At 37.2% G+C, this 15,785-nt stretch carries 15 protein-coding genes; 5 read left to right on the forward strand and 10 right to left on the reverse strand.

Features of this window, described 5'->3' with window-relative positions:
- From arnT to DK858_RS10070, 5 genes are all read left to right on the forward strand, one after another.
- Positions 1–1,665 carry a lipid IV(A) 4-amino-4-deoxy-L-arabinosyltransferase gene (gene arnT / locus DK858_RS10050; protein ID WP_109397274.1) on the forward strand — a complete coding sequence of 555 codons (1,665 nt, stop codon included), beginning with the start codon at positions 1–3 and terminating at the stop codon, positions 1,663–1,665.
- Positions 1,665–2,006 (forward strand): 4-amino-4-deoxy-L-arabinose-phosphoundecaprenol flippase subunit ArnE, encoded by a 342-nt coding sequence (gene arnE, locus DK858_RS10055; protein WP_109397275.1) that lies wholly within the window; start codon positions 1,665–1,667, stop codon positions 2,004–2,006. The genes arnT and arnE overlap by 1 nt, the downstream gene beginning before the upstream one ends.
- Complete coding sequence (gene arnF, locus DK858_RS10060; RefSeq protein ID WP_109397276.1) at positions 2,003–2,401, forward strand: 4-amino-4-deoxy-L-arabinose-phosphoundecaprenol flippase subunit ArnF; 399 nt, start codon at positions 2,003–2,005, stop codon at positions 2,399–2,401. The genes arnE and arnF overlap by 4 nt, the downstream gene beginning before the upstream one ends.
- 149 nt (positions 2,402–2,550) lie before the next feature.
- A complete protein-coding gene (locus tag DK858_RS10065; protein ID WP_109397694.1) occupies positions 2,551–3,042 on the forward strand; it encodes a C40 family peptidase in 492 nt (163 codons plus the stop codon).
- A gap of 77 nt (positions 3,043–3,119) precedes the next feature.
- The gene (locus DK858_RS10070; protein ID WP_109397277.1) at positions 3,120–4,139 is read left to right on the forward strand and encodes a lipoate--protein ligase A; all 1,020 of its coding nucleotides are present in this window, start codon (positions 3,120–3,122) and stop codon (positions 4,137–4,139) included.
- A gap of 87 nt (positions 4,140–4,226) precedes the next feature.
- On the opposite strand, the gene DK858_RS10075 is transcribed toward DK858_RS10070, so the two are convergent.
- From DK858_RS10075 to ppsR, 10 genes are all read right to left on the reverse strand, one after another.
- On the reverse strand, positions 4,227–4,595 hold the full coding sequence (locus tag DK858_RS10075; RefSeq protein WP_069369334.1) for a helix-turn-helix domain-containing protein: 369 nt from the start codon (positions 4,593–4,595) through the stop codon (positions 4,227–4,229).
- A 525-nt stretch (positions 4,596–5,120) separates the two neighbouring features.
- Entirely contained in the window at positions 5,121–5,915 is a 795-nt protein-coding gene (locus DK858_RS10080; RefSeq protein ID WP_109397278.1) for a heme ABC transporter ATP-binding protein, read from the reverse strand.
- The gene (locus tag DK858_RS10085; protein ID WP_109397279.1) at positions 5,912–6,916 is read right to left on the reverse strand and encodes a FecCD family ABC transporter permease; all 1,005 of its coding nucleotides are present in this window, start codon (positions 6,914–6,916) and stop codon (positions 5,912–5,914) included. The genes DK858_RS10080 and DK858_RS10085 overlap by 4 nt, the downstream gene beginning before the upstream one ends.
- Entirely contained in the window at positions 6,916–7,731 is an 816-nt protein-coding gene (locus tag DK858_RS10090) for a heme/hemin ABC transporter substrate-binding protein (RefSeq protein ID WP_109397280.1), read from the reverse strand. Before DK858_RS10090 ends, DK858_RS10085 begins: the two co-directional genes overlap by 1 nt.
- Before the next feature lie 15 nt (positions 7,732–7,746).
- Positions 7,747–8,796: a hemin-degrading factor gene (locus tag DK858_RS10095; RefSeq protein WP_194294837.1), complete on the reverse strand. Its 1,050-nt coding sequence runs from the start codon at positions 8,794–8,796 to the stop codon at positions 7,747–7,749.
- A gap of 35 nt (positions 8,797–8,831) precedes the next feature.
- Entirely contained in the window at positions 8,832–10,859 is a 2,028-nt protein-coding gene (locus DK858_RS10100; RefSeq protein WP_109397282.1) for a TonB-dependent hemoglobin/transferrin/lactoferrin family receptor, read from the reverse strand.
- Positions 10,860–10,927: 68 nt separating this feature from the next.
- Positions 10,928–13,114, reverse strand: a complete 2,187-nt coding sequence (locus DK858_RS10105) for a TonB-dependent receptor domain-containing protein (protein WP_109397283.1) — start codon at positions 13,112–13,114, stop codon at positions 10,928–10,930.
- A gap of 81 nt (positions 13,115–13,195) precedes the next feature.
- On the reverse strand, positions 13,196–13,378 hold the full coding sequence (hemP, locus tag DK858_RS10110) for a hemin uptake protein HemP (RefSeq protein WP_109397284.1): 183 nt from the start codon (positions 13,376–13,378) through the stop codon (positions 13,196–13,198).
- Between the two features lie 231 nt (positions 13,379–13,609).
- Positions 13,610–14,659 carry a 3-deoxy-7-phosphoheptulonate synthase gene (locus DK858_RS10115; RefSeq protein ID WP_109397285.1) on the reverse strand — a complete coding sequence of 350 codons (1,050 nt, stop codon included), beginning with the start codon at positions 14,657–14,659 and terminating at the stop codon, positions 13,610–13,612.
- 120 nt (positions 14,660–14,779) lie between these two features.
- Positions 14,780–15,646, reverse strand: a complete 867-nt coding sequence (ppsR, locus tag DK858_RS10120; RefSeq protein WP_109397286.1) for a posphoenolpyruvate synthetase regulatory kinase/phosphorylase PpsR — start codon at positions 15,644–15,646, stop codon at positions 14,780–14,782.
- Between the last annotated feature and the right edge of the window lie 139 nt (positions 15,647–15,785).

Genomic DNA, 15,785 nt, shown 5'->3' on the forward strand with positions numbered 1-15,785 from the left:
ATGTTGAATAACCGGGCGAGTAAAATCGGGGCCATCCTCTTGGCTCTTTTTTTTGTTCTTACCTACTTATTTCCATTGAACAGCCGGTTATTATGGCAACCAGATGAAACTCGTTATGCGGAAATTAGCCGAGAAATGGTAGTGAGCGGGAACTGGATTGTTCCTCATATGCTCGACATTCGCTATTTTGAGAAGCCCATAGCCGGTTATTGGATCAATAATGTTAGCCAATTAATTTTTGGTCACACCAATTTTGCTGTGCGTTTTGGCTCAGTTATTTCCATTCTTTTAAGCACATTACTTGTCTATTTATTGGCAAGAATGATGTGGCGTAATCGTCAAGTCGCTTTTGTTTCTAGTTTAATCTATTTATCTATGTTCTTAGTGTTTAGCGTAGGCACTTACAGTGTATTAGATCCTATGTTGGCGCTTTGGATTACCGCGAGTATGGTTTGCTGTTTTTGGGCGCTTAAAGCTACCACAGTAAAAACACGAATATTAGCGTGGATAACTTTAGGGCTTGCATGTGGTATGGCATTTATGACCAAAGGATTTTTAGCATTAGCTATTCCGGTCATTGTTATGATACCTATAACGTTGCATCAAAAACAATTTACGCAAATGTTGCTCTATGGCTTACTTGCTGTATTTAGTGCTGCATTAATTAGTTTGCCGTGGGCATTGGCTATTGCAAAAGCAGAACCTGATTATTGGCACTACTTCTTTTGGGTTGAACATATCCAACGTTTTTCGGGTGAAGATGCTCAACATAGTTCTCCATTTTGGTACTATATCCCAATTGTCTTATTAGGTGTGATCCCTTGGCTTGGATTACTTCCTGGCGCATTAATTGGCGCTTGGAAAAAAAGACGTAAACGTCCTGAATTATTCTTTTTATTCTGTTGGTTTGTTATTCCATTCTTATTTTTTAGTATTGCAAAAGGTAAGTTACCGACTTATATGTTGCCATTTATGGCACCACTAGCAATGCTAATGGCGAAATATGGCGTAGATTGTGCACGCAAATTTAGAATGAAAGCGCTACGTATTAACGGCTATATCAATATTTTTATTGGTGTTGCTGCTGTTATCGCTATTTTAGTTATCCAACTTGTCTCTTCAAAACCTATTTATATGCCATATGAATGGTCTAAATGGGTATTAGCTATAGTGGCCTTTTCATTATGGGGCATTATTGGCTACCTTTGTTCTACTCTTAATGGTAAACACTGGTTGTGGGCGGCGTCTTGTTCATTAGGTGTAAGCTTATGTATCGGTCAGGCTATACCAAATAGCAGCGTGGATGGAAAATTACCTCAAGAATTTATTCGCCAAAATATAGCGACATTAAACGCTAGCAAATACATTGTGAGTAATAGTGTTGGTGTTGGTGCGGGATTAGCGTGGGAATTACAGCGTAGCGATATCTATCTTTATGAAAGAACAGGCGAATTGACTTATGGTGTTGAAGAGTACCCAGATTCTTATCATAAATTAATTAAACCTGATAATTTTGCTCAATGGTTAGAAGAAGCAAGAAAAGAAGGGAATGTTTCAGTTGTTATTGCTTTTAAAGATCCTAAGAAGTTAGCACAATTGCCAAGACCTGAAGAGTTGGTGACCAACCATCGAGTTGCAATTTTAACTTATGAGAAGCGTGATTAATGTCATTTGTTTTATTGCTAATCGTGAGCTTTTTGACCTGCATAGGACAAGTATGTCAAAAACAAGCGGTGGTTAGCTGGCAAAGTGACTCATTAACAAAAGCCAGAAAAACGATTTTCTGGCTTTTTATTGCCATTGCAATGCTTGGTTTGGGGATGTTATTTTGGTTACGGTTATTACAAATCCTTCCTCTAAGTATTGCTTATCCGATGTTAAGTATTAATTTTATAGTGGTGACATTAATTGGCCAGTTTATTTATAAAGAGCCAGTTAATATAAAACATTGGATTGGCATCGCGTCAATTATGATTGGTATTGTATTGATGAGTATGCAAGCATGAAAGGCTATCTATGGGCAATTGGAAGCGCACTATTAGTGACGATAGCTCAATTGTTGTTAAAGTTTGGTATGTCTGAACTACCAGATTTACAGCTCGAAAAACAGTGGCTAGATTTCTCATGGTTATGGGCCAATGTAACGCCACTCGCTATTGTGTTTGCTGGCCTTGTCGGTTATGTCCTTTCTATGGTTTGCTGGCTATTTACTTTGCGTACTATTCCTTTAAATAAAGCCTATCCGCTGATCAGCTTAAGTTATGTGTTTGTTTATATTCTTGCAGTGATATTACCTTGGTTTCAAGAAACCCCATCATGGACAAAAACATTGGGTGTAGCATTTATCATGGTTGGAGTGTGGTTAATAAGCCAAAAAACGCAAGAGGTGGAATCACACTAACTGAATGATTGTAGAATTTATTTTCTGATCATTGTTGTTAATTGTGCGATTTATACTACCAATTATCACTCAGGCATCTTCAATAACTTGTTTTTGCTTAAAAAAGCAGATAGATTTTAACATCTATGGTAACAATAATGGTGGATGCAATGAGAAAGTCTATTTTTTATCCTTTCTTGCTCTGTATTATTCTGCTGGCTGGGTGTTCATCTAGTCCGTCTAAGCGTATTCCACCTGCGCCCCCTTTAAAAACACAACTTTCCGACCCTATCATGGTGATAGTGCAATTAAAATCGCAACTTGAGCAATGGTATGGTACGCCATATAGCTATGGTGGAATGACACCTTCTGGTATTGATTGTTCAGGCTTTGTGTACAAAACTTATAGTGATCGTTTTGATATAAAACTTCCTCGAATGACTATTGATCAAACCAAATATGGTACACAAATCAGTAAAAGTGATTTAATGCCTGGGGATTTGGTTTTTTTCAAAACTGGTGGTGGTGAGAATGGGCTTCATGTCGGTATTTATGATACTGACAATACATTTATCCATGCATCAACTAGCAAAGGGGTAACTCGTTCATCCCTTGATAATGTCTATTGGAAAAAGACATTCTGGCAAGCTCGCCGATTGTAGTTTCGTGCCATTTAACAGCTTAATATATTGAGAGTTATGGTATCTTATACCTTATTTTCTTCATATAGGTATTCCTTATGTCTGGCAGATTGCGTCTGTTAATTTCTGAGTCTTATGATCCTTGGTTTAACCTTGCTGTTGAAGAGTGTATTTTTAGACAAATGCCTGCAGATCAACGCGTACTTTTTCTTTGGCGTAACGATAATACGGTCGTCATTGGTCGAGCACAAAATCCATGGAAAGAGTGTAATACTCGTAAAATGGATGAAGATGGTGTGAAATTAGCTCGCCGTTCGAGTGGTGGTGGTGCTGTTTTCCATGATCTTGGCAATACTTGTTTTACCTTTATGGCAGGAAAGCCAGAATATAATAAAACGATTTCAACTCAAATTATTCTTGATGGATTATTAAAAGCGGGTATTAATGCGACGGCATCAGGACGTAATGATTTAGTGGTTCCTCAAGATGATGGTGAAAGAAAGGTTTCTGGATCAGCCTATAAAGAGACTAAAGATCGCGGTTTTCATCATGGTACATTATTAATAAATGCTAATTTATCTAGATTAGCTAATTACCTCAATCCAGATCCGAAAAAACTTCAAGCCAAAGGTATTACATCTGTACGCTCTCGAGTGGCTAACTTGGTTGAACTCAAGCCTGACATCACTCATGAAAAACTTTGTGAAGCAATTACTGAAAGCTTTTTTGAATATTATGGCGAGCGAGTAGAGGCTGAGATTATTTCACCGCAAAAATTACCTGATTTACCCGGCTTTGAAGAAACATTCACTAAACAAAGTAGTTGGGAATGGAATTTTGGGCAAGCACCTGCATTTTCACATCTTTTAGACAATCGTTTTAAATGGGGTGGGGTTGAGCTACATTTTGATATTGAGCGTGGCAATGTTATTAGAAGTCAAATATATACAGACAGTTTAGATCCTGCACCATTAGAAACATTATCCGAGATGTTGGTAGGGCAACGTTATACACCTGAGTCTCTGAAAGGGCTTATTGGGCAACTTATTCAGCGTTATCCTAATAATAAAATAGAGCTTAATGAGCTGCAAGAATGGCTTGTAACAGCGATAGCGTAATTTTTAGCGATGTTAGAAAATAATAAAAAACAAAAAACCAGCTCAAAGGCTGGTTTTTTCATCAAGAATAATGTGATGCGAAATTGATTAGTGATTTTCACATGACATAAAGCAATGAGTGTCTGGCATTTTGCCATTCTCTCTAAATTTAGCGGGTGTAGTATTGAAATGCTTTTTAAATATACGTGTAAATGTTGCTTGAGAGCTAAAACCATACATTAAAGCAATGTCTAAAATAGACATGTCTTTTTCTTGTAATGATTTAGCGGCTTCTAATAAGCGACGTTTGCGAACATATTCGCCTAATGTACAACCTTTGAAATCTTTAAAAATACGTTGCAAGTGCCACTTGGAGTAGCCGCTTTTATTTGCAATCGTATCGATTTTTATACCTTCGTTACGTTGTAACTGGGTTTCTAACCATTTCAGAATATCATTAACGACATTTTCAGCCATAAAACCTCCCACAAAAATGGTGGGGACACAATGCCCAAGTAAATAGAATAGTAACGTATGTTATTTGTAATCTATTTTAAGCATGGGGAGAATAACTGGTAGGCAAAAAGTGCTTTTCGTGATTGATAATCATTATCATAGCGATAGGTGTAATTTATAGAGTTCAAATAAGGTTTAGATTACTGAATCTTTCTGATTAAAAATGTTATTTTGTATTAGTTTTACTTTATTGAATTTATTGATTTATTTTTTATCTTAATCGTTCTGTTATGCCTTTTATTTTTATCACTGTTATGTTTTTTTGTGCGAAATATACTCTAATCATTGATTAAGGTGTGTTTTGAATTCAATTTATTTGACTAAGTACCAAAAAATTAAAATAAGATTTATTAATTAATTTTGGAGTGTTACCTTCGCTGTTTTATTTTCAATAGATAAGCTTATTGAGAATATATTTACTAAGCCACTCTTTAGAAAATCATGTTAAAAGGTGGCTTGATAACAAAAATTTAGACAGTGTCCTTTTTAGGGGCGTAGAAATACTTGAGGATATAAATGTTCTGGATGAGTATTAACACTCACATCTGCACCATACCATTTTTGAATATTCTCTGTTGTGAGTACGCTGTGTGGTGTACCTTCACAAACTAACTTTCCTTGATGCAGTAATAAAATTCTATCAGCATAAAGAGACGCTAAATTAAGATCATGTAAAACACAACACACCATAAGATTTTGTGTTTTTGCCAATTGTTTTAATAAACGTAAGCTGTGTTGCTGGTGGTAAAGATCAAGTGCGGAGGTTGGTTCATCAAGGAACAAGAGCGCTTCTTGTGGTGTAGGGTGCCATAATTGCGCTAATACTCTAGCCAGTTGTACCCGTTGTTGTTCTCCACCCGATAATTGACGATAGTCTCTATCCTTAAACTTTAAACAATCTGTTTGGAGTAGTGCGGTTTCGATTGCAATTTTTTTATGTTGCTGTCCATGAGGTGTTCTTCCCATGGCAACTACTTCCTCGACTGAAAATGAGAATGAGAGTTGACTATTTTGTCGCATAACGGCGCGGTTTTGCGCTAATTGTTGACTATTCCATTGTGAATAGTCTTTTTGTTTAAAATAACACTGGCCTTGTGTTGGAGTTGTATAACCAGTTAATAAACGTAATAGTGATGATTTTCCTGCACCATTAGGGCCGATAATGCTAATTAACTCTCCAGCATTAAGTGAAAGTGATACATCATCAATAATGGTCTTATTGTCAATTCGGTAAGTTAAATTCTTTCCATAGAGTAATGATGCTTTTTGTTTTTCAATCATGACATTCTTCCTGCGGGTTGTCGTAAGATAAGCCAAAGGAAATAAGGGCCACCAATTAATCCTGTAATGAGCCCCACAGGGATTTCTGCTGGAGATACCAGTGTTCGTGATAATGTGTCAGCCGCGAGTAATAGTGTTGAGCCACCTAAAATAGTGGCAGGTAATAGCCATATATGATTACTTCCAATACGCATACGAATAAGGTGGGGAACGACAAGTCCAATAAATCCAATAACACCACTTAGTGCGACAGCACAGCCAATTAAGGTAGCGCTAAGAAGTAACAAGATAAATTTGGTTTTTCTTACATTTAGTCCTAAATAATGTGCTTCTTCATCACCAAGTTGTAATAGGTTTAATTTATGGCTTTGCCAACATGCTAAGGTACTGACAGGAATGATCACTAGGGTTGCAATAGATAGGGTTTTCCAGTCAATCTGGCTTAATGAGCCCATCATCCACAGTGAGAACTGCCGTAATTGTTGGTCAGTACTGATGTAACTTAATACACCAATAAAAGACATACACAGTGCATTGATAGCAATACCAGCAAGTAATAACCGTGCTAAATTGCCATCACTCAATTGATGTAATGAGAAAATAATCATAGCCACAATTAAACCGCCAATAAAAGCGGCAACAATATGACTGTAGAATGCAAAGATGGGTGAAAAAGAGAAGGGTAGAATAATGACAATAGCGACCATTAGTGCTGCACCGCTACTAATACCAAGTAAACCAGGATCAGCTAATGAGTTTCTAAATAAGCCCTGCATTATCGCACCCGATATTGCTAAAGCACCGCCAACAAGAATCGCTAATAAAACGCGAGGTAGACGGATATCTAACCAAACTTGCCATTCCATATCATCAAAAGAACTATTCCATAATGTATGAAACGAAAGGGCTAATGCACCGCTATTCACAGAAATTAATGTAACAGTGGTGAGTAAAAAGAGTAAAACAAAAATACTCATCCACGGTGAACGAAAACGAGACATTATTGCTCCAATGCTTGACGAATTTGATGCATGACTTCTGGTGTTGAAAGTGTAAAGCCTAATAATCCCATATCATCAACAACAACATAATGTTTGTTTTTACCCGCTGGTGTGTATTTTATGCCAGGTAAATCCCACAGTTTTTCAATTCCACCAATGCCTTTAATACCTTCTTTGGTGACTAACAAAATATCAGGTTGGCTTGCAATAACACCTTCTTGAGAAAGTGGACGATAACTTGTAAAACCTTGCATGGCATTTTTACCACCAACTAATGAAATAATGGTATCGGCTGCTGTATCTTGACCTGCTGCCATTGGAACAACGCCACCATGACTCATGATATATATGATTTTTTTATCGATAGGTGTGGTTGAAATTTGCTTGAAAGAGAGGGTAAGTTTCTCTTTTAGTTGGTTTCCTTCTTGTTCCTTATTTAAAACGGTCGCAATAGTGTCTATTTTTTCATTAATGGCTTCTAATGAATGTGTACCTGTAATCGTTTTAACTGCGACTCCAGCCTCTTTAATACGACGTAATGCTAAAGAAGGGCGAGCTAATTCGCTGGTAATGATCAACGTTGGTTTGACAGATAAGATCCCTTCAGGGTTTAGCATTCGCATATACCCCACATCAGGAAGTGCTTTCACGCGTTCAGGAACTAAGCTAGTACTGTCTCTTGCAATAACCTGCTCACCTGCACCTAATGCGAAAACAATTTCTGTAATATCACCACCAATAGTAACGATACGTTCATTGGCCGAAGTGATGAACGACATGACACTACACAGGATCAAAAGAAGCCATTTTTTCATTAATTCATTCTCCGATTAGGCTATTTTAGTGAGGGTATTCACTTGTTCGCGCCACTGTTGTTGCTCTGGGGTACCCTCAGTGCGTTGTCCATAAAGTTGAGCAATTTGTTGTCCCTTGCTATCAAAGATTTCAAGGCTAGTCACAAACCCATCTTGAGTTGGTTTACGTGTTACCCAACTTTCGGCAATTTCGCTTTCAATTAAATGAAGTGTAAAAGCAGGATTGAAAACGTTGATCCAAACTTGCTCACTATTTTCAAATTGATGAGGTACTAGGCGATCAATTTGGCCTGTGAAGATTTGTACACAACCACGGCTACCGACAAATATCATGATCTCGTTTTGTGCTTCTTTTGCGAGCTCTAATAAGGTTTTCAACGCGCTGTTATCGACCTGATAAGCAAGGTCGTCAGGAACAGCTTTAAAGGCTTGTTGGCGACTTAAGTTATTTTCTTTTAGTAATTTGAAGAACTGGTGAACATCAGTCATTGAACGCCATTGTTGTTCAAGTTGTGTCGCTAATTCATCACTAACAGGCGTGTTTGAGTATGGTTCAACAGGGGTGATATCCAGAGCAGGATTTTCTTCCAATATAAATGATTGAATAAGCGTATTCCATTCATCCATATTTGTGTTCTCTGTCGCATAGACTTTATGTAATGCATCACCATGCATATCAAAGAATTGAATGCTATAACGTGTTCCTTTTGATGTCTCTTCGGCAAGTGCAAAAATGCTTGACCAATAAGCGAAGAAAAAACGTAAATCCATTGCACGTGGATTCAATATTAAACCTGCATGATCGTTAAAACGTGCATTGGTATATTTACCAAGGTGTTCATGAACAGCAATATCATTTCGAGTAATCGCTTTGACTTCACCAACTTTGCTTAATGCTTTTAATAATTCTTGTACATCATTGCGTAGACGTTTTGCATCATGTCCTACACGGGCATAAGTGAGTTCAGCTTCACTGACATTTAAGTAAGCAGCGAGATCACGCGCATATGATGCTTTTTTATCCGCTTTAGCCTGCAGGTAGCTCTCATAAAGAGGTTTATTCACAGAAACTCCTATTATATCGTTGATTTTATTGTTGATTACCATTGATAACTCACAAGTACTTTTGCATTTCGGCCTTCTTGAGGAATACCAGCAGAAGAATAATAAGTTTTATCAAATGCGTTACTTAGTACAAATGAGGTTGTTAGCCCCTTTAATGAGGCATGACCTTCATAGCGAAGATAAAAATCATTAACGCCGTAACCTGCTTGTTGTTGATTGATTGGGCGATTAAAACGGTTATGTTTGGTAAAATCCGTTTTTTTGGTAAATTGACCAACCCAGCCGACAGAAAAATCGGTACTTGGTACAGGTACATCAAAGCGACTGGTTAATGTATCTGGCTCAATTGAGGTAATTGAGGCATTAGTCGCATTATCTTTCCCTTTGGTATGGTTGTAGGCTAAATCCCAATTAAAGAATTTCGATTGGTAATTCATAGAAACATCCCATCCCCAAATAGTTGCTCTTGAAATATTAGTTGATTGTGTATATCCCTGAAAAATAGCAACATCTGCATCAATATAATCTTTTGTGCGAGTATTGAAATGGGCAGCTTTAATTTTCAGATTATCATTATTAGATAATAAGTCGTCGAATTGGAAACCAAATCCATATTCAGTTGTTGAATTGGTTTCGGGTTTTAAATTAGGATTTGGACGCCAATAGTTTGTTGGTGCGCCGGGGAGCGGTGAATCAAAATGTTTTGCATCGTTATACATCTCACCTAAAGTTGGTGCTCTAAATGCCTGTGAGTAAGAGGTGTAAAGCATTGACCAATCCGTCGGTGTGATACTGATAGCTCCTTTTGATGACCATTTATCCGCAGTAATGTCATCATAACGATCGTTTTGGCTTTTATATTTGTCAAAACGCGTTCCTAAAATTAAAGAGACAGGTAAATCACGTAAAGTGATCTCATCTTGCACCCAACCTGACATAAACCGGATATCGGCTTGTGGGAAGCTTTCTGTGTTTTGGCTTGGCGATTGTTTTTGTTTATAAACCTCGCCACCATAAGTTAATCCATGTGATGCAAAACTGTATGTGCCCATTTGTGAGCGGTTTTCGAGTTTTACACCATAGGTTTTTTGCTCTCGGCCCTCAAATCCTTTTTGTATCGTTTTAGCATTAATATCAACTTCACTGTAATAAGCCTGTGTTTTCAAATTAATCCACTGCTGATCTGAAGGTGCAAATTGATAGGTTAACTGAATATCTTTTTGTGTCGTGGTACGATCAGTTTCGACATTAGCAGATGTGGGATTTGAGGGAACTTGAGGGTTTTTGGGCTGATTTGTATTGTTATGGTAGTAGCGGAACTGCCCACTTAACGTGTTGCTATCATCAATTAACCAGCGTCCTTTAGAAAGGAGATTAATAATGGTTTCGTCATTTTGTGCGCGATAACCGCCACCATAACGGGTATCACCTTTATCGCGGGCAGATAATGCGACGAGTCCATCAAGATTATCATGTCTACCAAAAGCCGTAACACCGAAACCTTGGCTATGTTGAGCGGTATTACCCAGTCCAGTAATACGTACGCCACCTTGTTCGTTTTTTAAAAGTAGATCGTTTGCATTAACAGTATCGTAAGCGATTACACCACCAAGAGCACCACTACCATATAAAAGTGCAGAAGGACCACGAATAACTTCAACTTGTTTTATAAGTAGAGGGTCAATAAATACACTGTCTATATGGCCAGTATCTGTTCCTTGGCGCACGCCATCTACAAGTGTTAGTATTCCATTTTTACTGTATCCACGCATACTGATGGTTTCACCATTAGTACGGCCTGCTCCCGAAATAGAAATCCCAGGTATATGACGAAGTAATTCAGAAGCACTTCCTGCGGTTGCTGACAACGCATTGTTGTTTTTTATAACCGTTGATATCATTGGTAATGTGAAGCTATCGCGTTCATTACCTGTTGAATAAACCGTAAGTACCTCTGTTTTTCTTCTCTCATCAGTTTGTGTTTTCTCTTGTGCTGACGCACAGGCAGAAGAGACCGCAATAGCCAGCAAACTAAACTTAATTAATAAAGATGACTGAGACATGTAGATAGATCTCCGGTATTTAATGGGCTGGTAAACAGCCCTTTGTTATATAAATCATTGCTCCTTATCTACCAGCGATAACTGACGGACATTTTGATATTTCTGCCTTCTTGTGGAACACCTAATGCTGAGAAATATTCTCGATTAAAGGCATTTGCGAGCACTAATGCGGCTTGAATATCTTTATTGTTTTTAGATTGATAAGTGATTGAAAAATCATGAATGCCATAGCCTGGATATTGAGTAATAAGCTCTTGCATTCGATTTGTTGTTTGGCCTTTTACGTGAGGTGCTCGCCCTTTATGTGTACCTTTATTTTCTGTTGCGCTGGCAAATTTGCCTGACCACCCTAATGAGAAAGGCGTTTTAACAATAGGAAGTTGAATAAAGGTTGTGAGCACTTCGGGGCGAACCGGTGAAATAGTTTCATGGGTAGTTAATTCAAGAGTTTGAGTACGGTTATAGCCTAACCCAATAGAAATTAATGGATGTGCATAACGTAAGCTAAGATCTACGCCTTCAATAAGCGCCATAGGAATATTAATAGCTTGCAAATGAAGCTTTTTCGTTAATACTCGGGCGTCCCAAATGTCATATGTAATATAGTCTATTGCTTTTGTATCAAAATAAACTGCATTCAGAGAAAACTCATCATCAGAGGTTAATAAGTGTGAAAAAGTCAGTTTTCCACCATATTCCCAAGTTCGATTTTTCTCTGGGTTAAGATTAGGGTTTGGGATCCAAAATCCTTTTGCAGTACGACCCCAAATAGCCGGTATTTCAAAATGAAGTGAATCGTTAAACATTTCATTGAGTGTTGGTACTCTCATATTGGTTGAATATGAGGTATAGAGTTGTAACCATTGTGTTGGTGTAAAGGTTAGCGCAATATTTTTACTGATATTGCTTTCACTTGTTTGATGAAAATCGGGTTTATGCTGTTTAAATTCCGCTAAAAGTGAATTTAATTCACTCTGAGGTTTATTTTTATAATAGTGATAACGTAAACCTGTTGTTAATGCTAAAGGTAAATGTGGTGTTGATAACTGACTTTCTATCCAGCCAGCGGCATAAAACATTTTTGCGAGAGGAAAGTTTTTAGCTGCTTGGTTAGAAACCATTTTTTGTTGATAAGCTTCTGAACCTAAAGTAATTGTTTGGTTTAATTTATCTGAATAAGAAAGTTGAGAGTTATTCTCAATTTTTAATCCATGAGTAAATTGTGTCCGATCTTCATTTCTACCTATTTTCCCTTGTTGGTTTTTTCGGCGTTGATAATCAGAAAGGGAGGTATCCGTTAAAAATATTTGATTGATATTGAATTGTGAATAATACAAATGGCTGGTTAAATTAACCAAATTGTGTGTTTCTGGCTCATAATGATAAGTGATTGAATAATTTTTTTGTTCAGATTTACGTTCTACTTGGTTGCTTTCATTTTTTCCAAACCCACCCATGCGATGTAAAACTTCTCGCTGAGTGCCTTTATTCTCATAATGTCGCGCTGAAAAAATAAAGGTCTGATTTTCTGTTGGATAAAGATAAGCTTTAGCAAAAAAGTTATTAATGTGTTCGTGGTTTTCGAGCTTATCACCATTCGCTAAGCGAATAGGGCCGCGTTGACGTTGACTGTAAGCAAATAAACCCTCAATAAGATCGTGTCGTCCCGCAATAATCCCCCCATAAGTGAAGTGTCTATCTGCGGATGAAAGTGAGGTAAATAATTTAGCGCTGAGTTTTTCATCTCTCTTTAGTAAGCTATGAGGATCAAGTGTTTGAAATGAAACAACGCCACCCATAGCACCATTGCCATGTAATACAGGGGATGAACCATGTTTTATATCAATACGTTTAACTAATGAAGGATCGAGAAAAATCCCACCTAAATTGTTGATAGTATTTTCTAAAGGTTGATCGATACCATCGACTAAGATCTTAACGCCTTTTTGATCATAACCACGCATAAGGATATTCGCGCCATTCGTAACACCTGTTCCTGATATGGTTGCACCAGCGACTTTATTTAGCATTTCACCAGTTGTTGATGCGATTTGTGCTTGAGGTGTTGAATTATCAAGAATGGAATGAAAATCATGAGTTGTTTTATCAATGTAATGACCGACAACCGTGAGAGCGTCCGTCTCTGTATTGTCTGATTGTGCAGAGGCGATAGAGGGGCACAACAAATAAAGTGCTGTTGTTATACCAGAATATTTGAAATATTTTTTCAGCATACACATACCATAAATGTCCATAAAAAATCCTTGTATATGGAGTTATTTAGCTGGCTGCCTAGCTGAGGTAATAGGTGGCTTGCAAGTTATTGTCGAAAATGATTATTTAGTCAGGATTAATTTTCCTGCTTTTGTTTGACGTAGTTGATACAACTCTCCGTTGTGTTGAATGTAAACCACGCCATCTTTACCCAATAATTCAATACTATTAATGGATTGAATTATTGAAGAGTGAGAGTTCTGATGGATTGAAGAACTATTTAAATTATGAGCTTTTTTATTCATAACATACTAAGAGTAATAAGCGTTATCATTATGATAATCATTATCGTTAACTAGAATATTTAGACAAGCTTTTTTTAACGTAAAGACGTAAAATTAAGTCATATTGTGAATAATAAAGCGTGATGCGATGAGAATTAGAACAGTGGAATAAAGGTGAGGTTATATTTTTATCAAAATAGAGTGAGAGGAAAATAAAAAGGGGATAGAAATACCCCCTTTAGCATAATGTGGTTATTTAAATCGACTCTCAACGGCTTGTGCTAATAATTCAATAAGTTGTTCTGTATCATTCCAGCTTAAACAAGGATCAGTGATCGATTGTCCATAATTAAGCGGTTTATTTTGCACGACTTTTTGTGAGCCTTCTTGTAAAAAGCTTTCAGCCATCACGCCAACAATCGCTTGTGATCCATCTTTAATTTGTTGAGCAACATTTCTGGCTACTTCTAATTGGCGACGATGAATTTTTTCACAGTTACCATGGCTAAAATCGATAATAAGATGTTCTGGTAAATCTACTTGTTTTAGTGCATCAACCGCATCAGCAATATCACTTGCGTGATAATTCGGTTTTTTGCCGCCACGTAGAATGATATGACCATAAGGATTACCACTGGTTTGGTAAATCGTCATACGACCATTTTTATCTGGTGATAAGAACGTATGACCCACTCGAGAAGCGCGAATAGCATCAATTGCGATACGGGTATTACCATCAGTGCCATTTTTAAAGCCGACAGGGCAAGAGAGTGCGGATGCCATTTCACGATGAACTTGGCTTTCTGTTGTTCTGGCACCAATGGCACCCCAACTAATTAAATCTGCAATATATTGGCCTGTGACCATATCGAGAAATTCAGTTGCAGTGGGCAAACCTAATGCATTTATTTCAATTAATAGTTTTCTTGCAAGGCGAATACCTTCGTTGACATTGCAAGAGTTATCAAGGTAAGGATCAGAGATTAAACCTTTCCAGCCAATGACCGTACGTGGCTTTTCAAAGTAGGTTCTCATGACGATTTCTAGGCAGTCTTGATAACGGTCTTTTAACTGATTAAGCTTAGTTGCGTACTCTTTAGCAGCTTTAGGATCATGAATAGAGCAAGGCCCTACAATCACTAATAATCGCTGGTCTTCACCGGTGAGGATCGCTTCAATTCGTTTACGTGCTGATGTGATATTTTGGATTATCTCATCAGAAATGGGGAACTCTTTTGCTAAGGTTTCTGGCGTTACCAGACTGTCTAAAGCCTTAGTCCGTAGTTCGTCTGTCTTTAACATAATTTATCTCAATAAATATACAGGGTAAGTCTACCCAGTGATTAAGATCACAATAAACGAAATTCAGCTAATTTCACAGTCTTCTCAGTGAAAAACCAATAAAAAAATGACGAAAATGCGTTAGAACATTCTTCTTGCTAATCCCATAGAATCAATCACCTTGGTTGAAATTTCTTCAACCGAATAATTGGTTGTATTGAGATAAGGGATATTGTTTTTTCTAAAAAGCGCTTCTACTTCTGCTAATTCAATTCTACATTGGCGAATTGAAGCATAACGGCTATTTTCACGACGTTCACCACGAATAGCTGCAAGCCGTTCTGGCGCAATGGTTAATCCAAATAATTTATTCTGATACTCTTTTAATTCTTTAGGTAATTTTAAGAAATCCATATCATCCGCAGTAAATGGGTAGTTGGCAGCTTGAATACCGAATTGCATTGCTAAATAGAGGCTGGTGGGAGTTTTTCCACAACGAGAAACACCAATTAAGATCACTTGAGCTTGGTCAAGATTACGTAATGATATGCCATCATCATGGGAAAGGGTGTATTCGATGGCAGCAATACGAGCATCGTATTTACTAAGATTTTTTTCAGTTAATCCATGGGTTTTATTTAATTTTGGTGATGCGTTGATCCCCATTTCTTTTTCAAGTGGTATTACGAGAGATTGCACAATATCCTGACAAAAACCCTCACTGCTATTTATTATCTGTTTAACTTCAGGACTGATAATCGAATAAAAAACAAGAGGCTTAGCACCACTCTTTTTATAAATTTCAGAGATTTTCTGTTTTATTTCTTCAGCTCTTTCCACAGTAGAAACAAAAGGTAATGTATAACTTTTCATTTTTAATGGAAATTGAGAAAGTACCGCATGACCTAATACTTCGGCAGTAATCGCTGTACCATCCGAGATAAAAAAGACTGTTCTATCAATAGGTTCATTATTATCACAATTAATAGAATTTAAGCTTAATATCATAACGCGCACCTTTTTTTAGCTGAATTAGCAAATCAAACAATATTATCTAAAGCATTTTTAGTGATTATAAAGGATAAAAAAATAAAGTTTTCTGGTTGATCGATTCACCTTTCTATATTCAGCATCACATTGTGATACG

The sequence above is a fragment of the Proteus faecis genome, from assembly GCF_003144395.1.
GTDB classification, from domain to species: Bacteria; Pseudomonadota; Gammaproteobacteria; order Enterobacterales; family Enterobacteriaceae; genus Proteus; species Proteus faecis.

What these genes read in the sequence shown, in the direction of transcription:
- DK858_RS10115 (WP_109397285.1), bottom strand. Translation starts at nt 14,659, where the DNA reads ATGTTAAAGACAGACGAACTACGGACTAAGGCTTTAGACAGTCTGGTA.
- DK858_RS10085 (WP_109397279.1), bottom strand. Translation starts at nt 6,916, where the DNA reads ATGTCTCGTTTTCGTTCACCGTGGATGAGTATTTTTGTTTTACTCTTT.
- DK858_RS10090 (WP_109397280.1), bottom strand. Translation starts at nt 7,731, where the DNA reads ATGAAAAAATGGCTTCTTTTGATCCTGTGTAGTGTCATGTCGTTCATC.
- hemP (WP_109397284.1), bottom strand. Translation starts at nt 13,378, where the DNA reads ATGAATAAAAAAGCTCATAATTTAAATAGTTCTTCAATCCATCAGAAC.
- arnT (WP_109397274.1), top strand. Translation starts at nt 1, where the DNA reads ATGTTGAATAACCGGGCGAGTAAAATCGGGGCCATCCTCTTGGCTCTT.
- DK858_RS10075 (WP_069369334.1), bottom strand. Translation starts at nt 4,595, where the DNA reads ATGGCTGAAAATGTCGTTAATGATATTCTGAAATGGTTAGAAACCCAG.
- DK858_RS10080 (WP_109397278.1), bottom strand. Translation starts at nt 5,915, where the DNA reads ATGATTGAAAAACAAAAAGCATCATTACTCTATGGAAAGAATTTAACT.
- DK858_RS10065 (WP_109397694.1), top strand. Translation starts at nt 2,551, where the DNA reads ATGAGAAAGTCTATTTTTTATCCTTTCTTGCTCTGTATTATTCTGCTG.
- DK858_RS10070 (WP_109397277.1), top strand. Translation starts at nt 3,120, where the DNA reads ATGTCTGGCAGATTGCGTCTGTTAATTTCTGAGTCTTATGATCCTTGG.
- arnF (WP_109397276.1), top strand. Translation starts at nt 2,003, where the DNA reads ATGAAAGGCTATCTATGGGCAATTGGAAGCGCACTATTAGTGACGATA.
- DK858_RS10105 (WP_109397283.1), bottom strand. Translation starts at nt 13,114, where the DNA reads ATGGACATTTATGGTATGTGTATGCTGAAAAAATATTTCAAATATTCT.
- arnE (WP_109397275.1), top strand. Translation starts at nt 1,665, where the DNA reads ATGTCATTTGTTTTATTGCTAATCGTGAGCTTTTTGACCTGCATAGGA.
- ppsR (WP_109397286.1), bottom strand. Translation starts at nt 15,646, where the DNA reads ATGATATTAAGCTTAAATTCTATTAATTGTGATAATAATGAACCTATT.
- DK858_RS10100 (WP_109397282.1), bottom strand. Translation starts at nt 10,859, where the DNA reads ATGTCTCAGTCATCTTTATTAATTAAGTTTAGTTTGCTGGCTATTGCG.